This window comes from Curtobacterium sp. 179-B 9B NHS (assembly GCF_045370965.1).
Taxonomy (GTDB): domain Bacteria; phylum Actinomycetota; class Actinomycetes; order Actinomycetales; family Microbacteriaceae; genus Curtobacterium.
Genome location: NZ_JBIQDQ010000019.1, coordinates 48,026 through 60,231, shown reverse-complemented (window position 1 = coordinate 60,231; position 12,206 = coordinate 48,026). Strand labels below are relative to the sequence as shown.

Below are 12,206 nucleotides of genomic sequence, written 5' to 3'. Positions count from 1 at the left end.
CTCATGGCGTTCCTCCGCACCGGTCCGCCGACCGCCACGGTCACCGACGTCGCCCGCCGCGCGAAGCCGTCGGGGCGTCCGGCGACGGCGAAGCGCTCGCGGAGCCGGCCGGCGTCGGGGCGCCCGTGTCGCCGTCGCCCTCGTCACCGCCGTCACCCTCACCGCCGCCGTCGCCGTCGCCGTCGCCGCCGCCGTCGCCGGGCACCGTGACGCCGATCGTCACCTCCGGGGACGGGTCGCCCCCGTCCGGATCGGTGGGCGACGTCGCGGTCGCCACGTTGACGACGTCGGACCCGTCGCCGGTGTAGCCGGGGTCGAGCACCGCTCGGATGCGGAAGGAGCGGGTCCCACCCACCGCCAGGTCCCCCTCGGACCGGCACGTCACGTGCTGCCCCTCGGCCGAGCAGTCGTCCTCGGACCCCGTGAAGCGCATCGCCGCCGGCAGGTCGTCGACCACGCCCACGTCGTGCGCGGGGTCCGGACCGCGGTTCTTCGCCGTCACCAGGTACTCGACCTCGTCCCCCGGTGCCACGTCGAGGGACGGGGACACCGACTTGTCGGTCTCGAGCTGCGCCTCGGGCGCCGGCGCCGCCTCGATCGGACTCGTCTCGACGGACCGGTTGTCGGACTCGTCGACGTCGGACAGCGACGCCGGAGGCGCGATGGTGGCGGTGCTCTCGAGCGCCCCCGAGGCGTCGTCCGCGACGGTCCCGGACACGGTGACCGTCGCGGCGCCGCCCGGGACCAGGTCGAGCCCGGCGTCCACGTCGCCGGTCCCGGTGGCCGCTCCGCAGGCGGATCCGTCGGTCGCGGTGCAGGTCCACGTCACGTCCCGCAGACCGTCGGGGACGTCGACGTGCAGCGCGCTGGGGTCGGACCGGTTCGGGCCGGCGTCGGACGCGGTCACGGTGTACGAGAACGGCTGCCCGGGCCGACCGGACGCGGGGAGCTCCTGGGTGACGCCGAGGTCGACGGGCTGGGAGACCCGGAGGTCGTCGACCTCGTGGACGTCGGCGAAGCTGCCGGTCGCGGCGGAGAAGCCGAGCCGGAGCGTGTCCGGGAGCGGAGCCTGGGCGTCGCCGTGCAGCGGCACGCGGTCGAGGACGGTGCGGAGCAGCCCCCCGTCCTCGAGGCGCACGGTCATGAAGAGTTCCCCCGACGCCCCCGGCACGAGACTGACCCGGACCTTCCGCTTCGTCGGCCCGTCGGTCAGGGTGCCACCGGGAGCCTGGACCCCGTCGACGTACCGGTAGCCGGTGGTGCCGTCACCCGATCCCCGGACCACGACCGAGTCCGGTCGGCGCCCGAGCCCGGACAGGTTGATCTCCTGCGAGAAGTTGCCGTAGTGGTCGACCGCCACCGCCGCGAAGCCACCCGGCACGCCGGGCAGGTCGCAGGGCCGCCCGCCGCCCTGGGTCTCGCTCGACCGGCAGGCGTACCCGAGCGCTGCGCCGTACGCTCCGACGCCCTGTGGTGCGCTGCCGTCCGCCAGGAAGAGCAGCAGCCCGTCGGCACCCTGGTCGCCCACCGTGTTGTACATGGCGTACGAGAACTCGATGTCGAGTCCGAGGTCCGAGCGGAACGTGTCGTCCGTCGACCATGCTCCGGCCTGGTCCTTCGTCTGGTCCGTGAGCCGCAGCCGCCCGTCGACGACCTGCGCGTCGCCGCTCAGGGTGCCGCCCGCGGCGGAGTCGAAGCCGTTGCGGTAGGGGAACGCGAGGTCGTCCGCCGAGGAGCTGGAGGGCAGGAGCGCCGGCGCCGCCAGGACGGCGAGGGCCACGAGTCCGGCCGTGATCGCACCCCGCGGGCGTCGACACCGTCGGGGGTGTGCGACGCGGTGGGTGGTTGTCGGGATCGAGGTGTCTGTCATGCCCCGATCGTCGCGAGCGGGACCACCTCGTCAGCGGCCGTCGAGCCCTTCTGGGGAGAACAGTCCCGAGACCAGCCGCTGTGCAGGGATGTGCTCAGCCACCCCGGCCAGATCGAACTCACCCGAGCCACACCGTGGTCTCGCCCGGGAGCATCCCCTCGCCCGCGTCGAGCGGCCCGGACGCCAGCACCACCGAGCCCGACGGCAACGGCACCGGAGACGTCCCGAGGTTCGTCACGGACCGCCAGCCCTCGTGCCGGGCGAACGCCACGACGTCGTCACCGGCGTCGAGCCACGTCAGTTCCTCGCCCTGCTGCAGCCGTCGTCGGGCCGCCGTCGCCTGCCGGTAGAGCGACAGCGTCGAAGCGGGGTCGCCGTCCTCGGCCTCGACCGACGAGTCGCCGAAGTCCTCCGGCTGCGGCAGGTGCGGTGCGACGTCACCGAAGCCGAACGACGGCCCCGTCCGGGTCCAGGGGATCGGGACCCGGCAACCGTCCCGCCCCTTCACCGTGTGCCCGCTGCGGATCCACTTCGGGTCCTGCAGGCGCTCGTGGGGGATCGCGGGCGCCTCGTGCAGGCCGAGCTCCTCGCCCTGGTACAGGTAGGTGGACCCGGGCAACGCCAGGATCAGCAGCGTCGCCGCACGCGCCCGACGTCCACCGCGCGCACGGTCGAGCTCGGGCTCGGTGCCGTCGGTGAGCAGCCAGGCATCCGTGTCGGTGCCGTCGGGCAGGCCGTAGCGGGTGGCGTGCCGCACGACGTCGTGGTTCGACAGGACCCAGGTCGAGGAAGCGCCGGACTCGGCCGACATGGCGAGGTTCCGCTCGATGATCTCGTGGAAGGCCCGTGCGTCGTACGGTGCCTCGAGCAGGTCGAAGTTGAACGCCTGCCCGAGCTCGGTGGGCCGGGCGTAGAGCACGCGACGCGGTGCCGGCGCCCAGGCCTCGGCGATCGCGGCGCGGGGCGGGTCGTACTCGTCGAGCACGGAGCGCCACGTCGCGAAGATCTCGTGCACCTCGTCGCGGTCGTACAGCGGGTCGGAGCCGTCCAGCGGCAGCGCCTTCTCGTTCGAGGGACGGTACGGCGTCGACAGGTCCTTCGCGAGCCCGTGCGCGACGTCGACCCGGAAGCCGTCCACGCCGCGGTCGGACCAGAACCGCAGGGTGTGCTCGAAGTCGGCGCGCACCTCGGGGTTCGACCAGTCGAGGTCGGGCTGTTCGGGCGCGAACAGGTGCAGGTACCACTGGCCGTCCGGCACCCGCGTCCACGCGCTGCCGCCGAAGTTCGACACCCAGTCGCTCGGCGGGAGCTCGCCCGACTCCCCCGCTCCGTCACGGAACACGTAGCGCGCCCGCTCGGGTGACCCCGGCTCTGCGGCGAGCGCCTGGCGGAACCACTCGTGCTGGTCGGAGGTGTGGTTCGGCACGACGTCGACGATGACGCGCACGTCGTGCTCGTGTGCGGCGCGGACGAACGCGTCGAGGTCGTCGAGCGTGCCGAGGCGCGGGTCGACGTCGCGGTAGTCCGCCACGTCGTACCCGCCGTCGGCGAGCGGCGAGGGGGTGAAGGGCGACAACCACACCGCGTCGACGCCGAGCGACGCCAGGTACGGCACACGGCTCGTGATGCCCGCGATGTCCCCCAGGCCGTCCGCGTCGGTGTCGGCGAAGCTCCGCGGGTACACCTGGTAGACGACGGCCTGACGCCACCAGTCCGGGTCGGTGGTGCGCGGGCTGCTGGCGGGCGTCCGGTGGCTGCTCACCCGGCCACCGTACCCAGCGGGACCCGAGTGGTGGTCCGATCGGGAATGGCGCACTCAGCGAGCACATTGGTTGTCCCTGACACCATTCCGTGACCGAACGGTCACGGACAGAAGGGATCCACCATGACGAACGTCCTCGCCCTCGTCGGCAGCCTGCGCGCCGGCTCGATCAACCGGAAGCTCGCCGAGGCTGCCGAGCAGCACGCCCCCGAGGGGATCACCCTCACGACGTTCGACGGCATCGTCGACCTGCCCTTCTACAACGAGGACATCGACGGCGACACCCCGCCGGCCGCCGCCGTCGCCTTCCGCGACGCCGTCGCCGCAGCGGACGCGGTCCTGCTCGTCACCCCCGAGTACAACGGCACGATGCCGGCCGTGCTGAAGAACGCGCTCGACTGGGGCTCGCGGCCCTTCGGCTCGTCGCCGCTGTCCGGCAAGCCGCTCGCGGTGATCGGCTCGGCGTTCGGCCAGTACGGCGGTGTGTGGGCACACGACGACGCCCGCAAGTCGGCGGGGATCGCGGGTGCGAAGGTCCTGGAGGACGTCAAGGTCGCCATCCCGCAGTCGGTGGTCCGGTTCGCGGAGACCCACCCGCGCGAGGACGCCGAGGTCGTCGAGCTCGTGCAGGGCGCGCTCCGCGCCCTGGCCGGTGCGGCGGACGAGCGCGTCGCCGCCTGATCCGCCCGGTCGCCGTCGGGCGACCGGGAGACGGTCCGGAGGCGCGGTGCCGGCTGGCACCGCGCCTCCCCTCCGTCCGGGGCAGCGCCGAGGACTCGTCCACAGCACGCGGATCCGCTAGGCAGGCGAGATACCAGACGGGTTACCCTGAACGGCATGTCGACGCAGGAGATCACGGAGGCGTCGGGGTACTGGTTCCCCGACGACGACGCCACACAGCGCGGCGTCGCCGTGCTGAACGCCCTGCGTCGCTACCGCGCCGCCGAGACCGCGATGCGGCGACGGACCCGCGACTCGATGGGCATGGGCGAGACCGACCTGCTCGCCGTCCGCTACCTGCTGCAGGCACAGCGTGCGGGTCGGATGGTCAAGCCGAAGGACCTGGCCGCCTACCTGAAGATCTCGTCGGCCTCGACGACGATCCTGATCGACCGCCTGGTGAAGTCGGACCACGTCCGCCGCGAGCCGCACCCCACCGACCGTCGCGCACTGGTGATCACCCCCACGACCGAGACCGACGACGAGGTCCGTGCCACCCTCGGGACCATGCACCGGCGGATGATGTCGATCGCCGAGGGGCTGTCCGCCTCCGACGCCCGCGTCGTCGCGACGTTCCTCGAGCGGATGCGCGACGCCGTCGACCAGGTGGACCCCGCGCTCGAGCACTGACCTCGGTGCCGTCCGCGCGTCCGACCACCCCGCGGGGGACGCCAGGGTGCACGCGCACTGGGAACGCCGAGCACGCGACCGCGTAGACCAGAAGGGTCACCGACCGCGAAAGGAGCCGATCATGCACGCATCGGACAAGCTCGCCGCCAACCTCCAGGCCGTCCTGGTGGACCTCGTCGACCTGCACCTGCAGGGCAAGCAGGCCCACTGGAACATCCTCGGACACAACTTCCGCGACCTGCACCTGCAGCTCGACGAGATCGTCGACGCCGCGCGTGAGTTCGCCGACGACACCGCGGAGCGCATGCGCGCCCTCTACGCGATCCCGGACGGCCGCTCGGCCACGGTCGCCGCGGGGACGCACCTCGACGCCTTCCCGGACGGGGAGATCGACACGCACGACGCCATCGACGCGATCACGCTCCGGCTCTACCAGGCCACCGGCACCATGCGCGACGTGCACGACGAGGTCGACGACGAGGACCCGACGACCGCGGACCTGCTCCACGGCTTCATCGAGCGCCTCGAGCAGCTCGCCTGGATGGTCTCGGCCGAGAACCGCGAGCCGCGCACGCCGCTCGCCGCCGCCACGACCCCGGCCGTCGCCGAGGCCTCCGAGCACGAGTAGGGGACGCGACGTGGACCTCGGCATCACCGGCAAGGTCGCGCTCGTCTTCGGTGGCGACTCCGGCATCGGCTGGAACACGGCTCGCATCCTCCTGGCGGAGGGTGCGACCGTGGTCGTCACCGACCTCGACCAGGGACGACTCGACACGAGCGCCGACCAGCTCGAGGCGCCGCACGGCAAGCTCTTCGCCTTCGCCGCGGACGTGACGGAGGCCGAGTCCCTCGCCGCGCTGCACGGCAAGGTGCGCGACGCCGTCGGCGAGATCGACATCCTCGTGCAGTCCTCGGGCATCACCGGTGCGCAGGGCATGTTCCACGAGATCGACGAGCAGGGCTGGCTCGACACCATCGACGTCGACCTGATGGGCCCGGTGCGGATCACGCGCGAGTTCATCGGCGACCTGCGCAAGGGCGGCTGGGGTCGCATCGTCTACCTCGTGTCCGAGGACGCCTCGCAGCCCTACGACGACGAGCTCCCCTACTGCGCCGCGAAGGCCGGTGTCCTGTCGTTCGCGAAGGGCCTGTCGCGGTCGTACGCGTCCGAGGGCCTGCTCGTGAACACCGTGAGCCCGGCCTTCATCCACACCCCGATGACCGACGCCATGATGGACAAGCGCGCGAAGGAGCAGGGGACCTCGTTCGACGAGGCGATCTCGAACTTCCTCGACGAGCAGCGTCCGTACATGGAGCTCGGCCGCCGCGGGGAGCCCGAGGAGGTCGCGAACGTCGTCGCCTTCCTCTGCTCCGACCTGGCGAGCTTCGTCAACGGGTCGAACTACCGGGTCGACTCCGGCTCGGTCGCCACCATCTAGGAGGACCATGAGCGACTTCCGCTACCTGATCGTCGGAGGCGGGATGGTCGCCGACGCTGCCGCCCGCGGGATCCGCGAGATCGACGCCGACGGCTCGATCGGCATCGTCAGCGAGGAGACCGACCGTCCGTACGCCCGTCCGGCCCTGTCGAAGAAGCTCTGGACCGACCCGGACTTCAGCTGGGACGAGAAGGTCGACCTGCACACCGAGGAGACCGGGGCGACGTTCGTGCTCGGGACCGTCGTGACGGCGATCGACCGCGAGGCGGGGACCGTCACGACGGACGACGGCCAGACCCACGGCTACGAGCGCCTGCTGCTCGCGACCGGTGGGAAACCGCGCAGCCTGCCCGGCCTGTCGCCCTCGTCGCGGGTCCTCGACTTCCGCAGCGCGGACGACTACCGCCGACTCCGCGCCCTCGCGGACGCCGGAGCGCACGTCGCCGTCGTCGGCGGCAGCTACATCGGCACCGAGATCGCCGCGGGCATCGTGCAGAACGGCGCCAGGGTGACCCTGGTGACGCCCGACGAGGTCCTCGGCGGGCACATGTTCCCGGACGACCTCGCCCGGGCCTTCCAGCAGCGCTTCGTCGACCACGGCGTCGAGCTCCGCACCGGACGACGGGTCGACCAGGGCACGGAGTCGGAGGGCGGCGTCAGCCTCACCCTCGACGACGGGTCGGTCCTCGAGGCCGACGCGGTCGTGGCCGGACTCGGCATCGAACCGCAGACGCAGCTCGCCGCCGACGCCGGTCTGACCGTGCGCGACGGCATCGTGGTGTCGTCGACGCTGGTGACGGACGACGAGTCGGTGTTCGCCGCCGGCGACGTCGCCGAGTACCCGGACCGCATCCTCGGCACGCGCCGGGTCGAGCACGTCGACAACGCGAAGCAGCAGGGCCGGCAGGCAGGCCGGAACCTCGCGGACGCGGACGAGACGTACGACCACACGCCGATGTTCTACTCGAACGTCTTCGACACGGGGTACGAGGCCGTCGGCCAGGTGTCCACCGAGCTGCAGACCGTCGAGGACTGGCAGGAGCCGCTCACCACCGGCGTCGTCTACTACCTGGACGACGACGACACGGTCCGCGGGGTCCTGCTCTGGAACGTCTCCGACAAGACGGACGAGGCCCGCGGGGTGCTCGCCGACGCCAACGGGCTCACCCGGGACATGCTGCCGGGCCGCATCACGCCGTGACCCGCGGATCCTGACGCCGGCGGCCTGGAGGCGCGGCCCGACCTGACGGGGTCGGGTCGCGCCTCCGGGCCGTCGCCGTGTTCGCGGTGCCCGGGTCAGGACCGGTCGCGCACCTCGGGTGCGACGTCGTCGACCACCTCGCGGCGGTCGTCCGGGTCCACGGGGATGCCGTCGCCGTCGGCCATCGCGACCGCGTGCGCGGACTTCGCCCGCTCCAGCTGCTCGTCGTCGCCCTTCGCCATGCCGAAGAGCTCGATGAAGCGCGACTTCACGACCAGCCAGGCATCCTTCGGACCCAGCCGGGCCAGGTCGGACGAGGTCGTGTCGTCGCGCACCCGCTGCAGCGAGCCGACGCCACGGTCGGTGATCTGCCCGTCGACGAGGGCCACCGCGAGGCGGGCCACCGCGTCCGCCTGCGCGTGCATGACCGAGTGGGCGCCGCCGACCACCTCGCGCAGGACCGCGTGCGGGAACACCCGGGCGAGGGACCGCACCCAGTCACGGGGCACCATCGCGTCGTGCTCACCGCGGACGATCAGGGTGCGCGCCCGCACCTCGGCGGCGCGGTCCTCGATCGGGAACGCGATCATCTCCGGCAGCACCTTCCGGAACCAGTGCCAGCCGCAGAGCGCGTAGGCGGTGACCCCGTGCCAGCGGACGGCCGCGGGCTCGTGCAGCGCCGACCGCAGGAAGCGGAGCGCCGAGATCGGGATGCTCCGGGCGCGGCTGTCGACGACCGGACTGATGAGCACGAGGTCGCGGATGTGCGGGTTGCGCGCGGCGACCTCGGTGACGACCTGGGTGCCCATCGAGTGCCCGACGAGCACCGGGTCCTCGAGCCGCAGCTCGCGGATGACCTGCTCGACCGCGTCGGCGTAGCGCTCGATCGACACGGCACCACGGAAGCGCGGGACCCCGGCGAAGCCCGGCAGGTCGAGGGCGTGCACCGGGCCGTTCTCGTTGAGGTGCGGCGCGAGCCGCTCGTAGTAGGTGGCGGCGATGCCCAGACCGGCGACGAGGACGAACGCACGGTCGCCCGGCTGCCCGATCGAGCTCACCCGGACGTAGGTGCCGTCGACGGCGATCCGGTCGACCTCGACCTGCACGTCGGCGTCCTCGGCACGCGCGAGCGCACCGGCGGGGTCGGGTGCGGGCGGCGGGGTCCGGTCGTCCTGGTCGTCCTGTTCGGTCACGGGGCCTCCTGGGATCGGCGACCTCCCACCGTACCCGCCGTTCAGCCGCCGAACGCGGAAGCGGGCGCGCCGTGCACCCGGGTGGGGACCGCGAACACCGCCCCGGAGTGCGGGTACTGCTCGAGCTGTTCCTCGGTGCTGTTCTCGCGCGCCGTGGCGACGAAGAGCGTCGACGCGTCCGGTCCGCCGAAGGCCACGGAGGTCACGTTCGGCGCGGGCACCTCGACGGTCTCGAGGTGTCGGCCCTCGGCGTCCCAGCGCTCCACCCGGCCGGCGCCGTAGACCGCCGTCCAGAAGCAGCCCTCGTCGTCGCGGACCAGCCCGTCGTGTGCGGCGCCGCTGACGAAGGGCTCGAGTTCGCCGAGCACGCCGTCGGGGCCGTACGAGCCGCGGTAGATCGTCGAGGTGCTCGTGTCCGTGACGTACATCACGCTGCCGTCCGCCGACCACTCGATGCCGTTGGTCACGCCGAAGCCCCCGCGGAGCACGCGCGTCGTACCGTCGGGCTCGACCGAGTACAGCGCTCCCGCCGGGTCCTGGTCGGAGAGGTCCATGCTGCCGACGAGGAACCGACCGAAGGGGTCGCACTTGCCCTCGTTGAACCGCATCTCGGTGGTCGCGTGCTGCACCCGCACCAGCTCGCGCTCGACGACGCCGCGCTCGTCGGTGAGCACGACCGTGTCGCCCAACGCCGCGACGAACCCGCCGGCGGCGCGTGGCTGGAAGCTCGCCAGGGGCGGCGGCAGTGCGACGCTCGACTCGACCGTGCCGTCCGCGCGGGCGGTGGTGAGCAGGCCCAGGGTGATGTCGGTCCAGCGGAGCCGTTCGGCGGTCGGGTCCCAGACGATGCTCTCGGCGAGGACCGCCTGCTCGTCGCAGAAGACGGTCACGGGCCCGGTCACGGCGTCGGTGTGCATGTCCTCCCGTCTACCGGGGCCGGCGTGCACGACCTGCCAGCGAGACGCGGCGGACTCGGTCGGACCGCGGGCGCCGGAGACCGCCCGAGACACCGGCGTCGGACGGAGACGCCTTCATCCCGGCGAGACGCCGTCGGATCCGGCGGCGCCTCGACGACTCGGGTGCGTCCGGTACCGACGCCGGCGTCTCACAGCGGTCCACACGGACCGATGCCGACGGCTCGCAGTGGTCCGCACCGACCGACGCGGGCTCGGGTCAGAGGCGCGCGAACCGGGCGCGGAAGAAGCTGTAGACGCCGTACGCCAGGAACCCGATGCCGACCGCGACGAGCACCACCGATCCGGCGGGCAGGTCGCGCAGCGCGTCGAACGCCCCGTCGAGCCCCGTCGCCTGGTCCGGGTCGCTCCGGACGCCGGCGACGACGATCAGCACCCCGACGACCGCGACGGCGATCCCCTTGCCGACGTACCCGACGGTCCCGAGCACGGTCACGGCACGGTCGAGGGGCTGCCGCGGCCGGACGAGCTGCTTCCAGAAGGAGCGACGGCACCCCTGCACGACCAGGGCCGCACCGATCGCGATCGCCACCGCACCGACGGCGATCAGCAGGAACACCCCGCCGGGCGTCGCGAGGGCCTGGGCCGCCGCGCTCCGGGTCGACCCGCTGGAGCTCGTGCCGGCCCCGAGCGCGAACGACCCGGCCGAGTACGAGACGACGCCGTAGACGACCGCCTTGCCGAGGTCCTTCGCCCGTGCCGCCCACCCGCGGGCGCTGTCGGACCGGCCGCCGACGACCGCCTCGAGCAGGAGCCGCAGGGCCAGCGCCGCGGTGCCGACGGCGACGACCCAGAGCAGGGCCACGCCTCCGGGGACCTCGGCGAGCTGCCGCAGCGCTCCGGACTGGTCCGTCTCGCTGCCCCCGGATGCGTTCCCGATCCCGAGGAGCACGACGAGGTACCCGATCAGCAGGTGGACCACACCGCTGCCGACGTACCCGGCCCGCGCCGTCAGCTCGAACCACCTGCTGTCGGCGACACGCTTCGCCTGTCGTCCGGTCTCGCGTGCTGCTCGTTCCGCCTGGTCGCTCATCCCTTCGAGCGTGCCCGACGCACGGACCGCTGTCCGCAGCGGAGCGCACCGCGTGTCGGGACGAAGGCCGGACGGGAGGCGCGTGGCGGACGGCCACGCGCCTCCCGTCCGATGTCAGTCACCCTTCACGTTGACGACCTGCCGCAGCGTGTGCCGGACCGTCACCAGGTCGACGGCATCCGCCATGACCTGGTCGATGGGCTTGTAGGCCGCGGGGATCTCGTCGAGGAACGCGTCCGTGTCGCGGAACTCGATCCCCGCCATCGCCTCGCGCAGCTGCTCGTGGGTGAAGGTCCGCCGGGCAGCGGACCGCGAGAACAGCCGACCGGCGCCGTGCGGCGAGGACTCGAGCGACGGCTTGTCACCGAGCCCCTCGACGACGTAGGAAGCGGTCCCCATCGATCCCGGGATGAGACCGGGCTGCCCCGCCTTCGCCTGGATGGCACCCTTCCGGGACACCCACACGCTCTTGCCCCAGTGCGTCTCACGCTGGGTGAAGTTGTGGTGGCAGTTGATCCGCTCCTGCTCGTCCACCGGCTGGCCGAGCACCTCGGACAGCTGCCGGACGACCCGGTCCATCATCTCCTCGCGGTTGAGGAGCGCGAAGTGCTGCGCCCACCGGAGCTCGGCGATGTAGCGGTCGAACTCCGGGGTGCCCTCGACGAGGTAGGCCAGGTCGGGGTCCGGCAGCTCGATCCACCAGCGCTGCATCATCCGCTTGGCGACGGCGATGTGCCGCTGGGCGAGCTTGTTGCCGACGCCGCGCGACCCGGAGTGCAGGAAGAGCCAGACCCGGTCCTGCTCGTCGAGCGAGACCTCGATGAAGTGGTTGCCCGAGCCGAGCGTGCCGAGCTGGTTCCGCCAGCCGCCGTGTGCTCCGGCCGGGTCGAACCCGGCGGCCGCGGCCATCGCCTCGAGCTCGGCGATCCGCGGCTCGGCGGTGGCGACGACCTTCCGGTTCGACGCCCCGGCGGACAGCGGGACCGCGCGCTCGATCTGCTCGCGGAGGGGCTGCAGGTCGGCGGGCAGGTCCGCGGCAGCGAACTGCGTGCGCACCGCGATCATGCCGCAGCCGATGTCGACGCCGACGGCCGCCGGCATGACGGCGCCGAGGGTCGGGATCACGGAGCCGACGGTGGCGCCGAGACCGAGGTGCGCGTCGGGCATCAGCGCGAGGTGCGGGAACACGAACGGCATCCGGGCCGTCGTGCGGGCCTGCTGCTCGGTGTTCTCCTCGAGCATCGAGGCCCAGCTGAGCAATCGGTCGTTGATCTTCTCCACGGTGTTCGTCCTTCGTCGTGACGGTCATCGACGGCCGGGCGGCCGTCGTGGTGACGGCCGGGCGGCCGTCGTGGTGACGGCCGGGTGGCCGTCGTGGTGACGG

The 12,206-nt window shown here is 72.7% G+C and carries 11 protein-coding genes; 5 read left to right on the top strand and 6 right to left on the bottom strand.

Annotated elements, in window-relative coordinates:
- Window positions 1-40: 40 nt before the first annotated feature.
- Both ACH0A8_RS14225 and ACH0A8_RS14220 read right to left on the bottom strand, forming a co-directional pair.
- Entirely contained in the window at window positions 41-1,870 is a 1,830-nt protein-coding gene (locus ACH0A8_RS14225; protein WP_406907414.1) for a lectin-like domain-containing protein, read from the bottom strand.
- A 118-nt stretch (window positions 1,871-1,988) separates the two neighbouring features.
- Window positions 1,989-3,632, bottom strand: coding sequence for a glycoside hydrolase family 13 protein (locus ACH0A8_RS14220; protein WP_406907413.1), 1,644 nt, complete (start codon window positions 3,630-3,632; stop codon window positions 1,989-1,991).
- 123 nt (window positions 3,633-3,755) lie between these two features.
- Here ACH0A8_RS14220 and ACH0A8_RS14215 point away from each other — a divergent pair, with 123 nt between their 5' ends.
- From ACH0A8_RS14215 to ACH0A8_RS14195, 5 genes are all read left to right on the top strand, one after another.
- Window positions 3,756-4,313, top strand: a complete 558-nt coding sequence (locus tag ACH0A8_RS14215; RefSeq protein ID WP_209684271.1) for an NADPH-dependent FMN reductase — start codon at window positions 3,756-3,758, stop codon at window positions 4,311-4,313.
- 156 nt (window positions 4,314-4,469) lie between these two features.
- Window positions 4,470-4,982, top strand: a complete 513-nt coding sequence (locus ACH0A8_RS14210; RefSeq protein ID WP_066651725.1) for a MarR family winged helix-turn-helix transcriptional regulator — start codon at window positions 4,470-4,472, stop codon at window positions 4,980-4,982.
- Between the two features lie 121 nt (window positions 4,983-5,103).
- The gene (locus tag ACH0A8_RS14205; protein ID WP_126891959.1) at window positions 5,104-5,610 is read left to right on the top strand and encodes a Dps family protein; all 507 of its coding nucleotides are present in this window, start codon (window positions 5,104-5,106) and stop codon (window positions 5,608-5,610) included.
- 10 nt (window positions 5,611-5,620) lie between these two features.
- Entirely contained in the window at window positions 5,621-6,421 is an 801-nt protein-coding gene (locus tag ACH0A8_RS14200; RefSeq protein ID WP_251154202.1) for an SDR family oxidoreductase, read from the top strand.
- 7 nt (window positions 6,422-6,428) lie between these two features.
- A complete protein-coding gene (locus ACH0A8_RS14195; protein WP_251154203.1) occupies window positions 6,429-7,622 on the top strand; it encodes an NAD(P)/FAD-dependent oxidoreductase in 1,194 nt (397 codons plus the stop codon).
- Window positions 7,623-7,717: 95 nt separating this feature from the next.
- Here ACH0A8_RS14195 and ACH0A8_RS14190 read toward each other — a convergent pair whose 3' ends face one another.
- The 4 genes from ACH0A8_RS14190 to ACH0A8_RS14175 form a co-directional block, all read right to left on the bottom strand.
- Window positions 7,718-8,815, bottom strand: a complete 1,098-nt coding sequence (locus ACH0A8_RS14190; protein ID WP_251154204.1) for an alpha/beta fold hydrolase — start codon at window positions 8,813-8,815, stop codon at window positions 7,718-7,720.
- Window positions 8,816-8,856: 41 nt separating this feature from the next.
- The gene (locus ACH0A8_RS14185; RefSeq protein ID WP_406907412.1) at window positions 8,857-9,732 is read right to left on the bottom strand and encodes an SMP-30/gluconolactonase/LRE family protein; all 876 of its coding nucleotides are present in this window, start codon (window positions 9,730-9,732) and stop codon (window positions 8,857-8,859) included.
- A gap of 256 nt (window positions 9,733-9,988) precedes the next feature.
- Window positions 9,989-10,822 carry a DUF1206 domain-containing protein gene (locus ACH0A8_RS14180; RefSeq protein WP_271826974.1) on the bottom strand — a complete coding sequence of 278 codons (834 nt, stop codon included), beginning with the start codon at window positions 10,820-10,822 and terminating at the stop codon, window positions 9,989-9,991.
- A gap of 114 nt (window positions 10,823-10,936) precedes the next feature.
- Entirely contained in the window at window positions 10,937-12,103 is a 1,167-nt protein-coding gene (locus tag ACH0A8_RS14175; protein ID WP_406907411.1) for an RtcB family protein, read from the bottom strand.
- Window positions 12,104-12,206 lie beyond the last annotated feature (103 nt).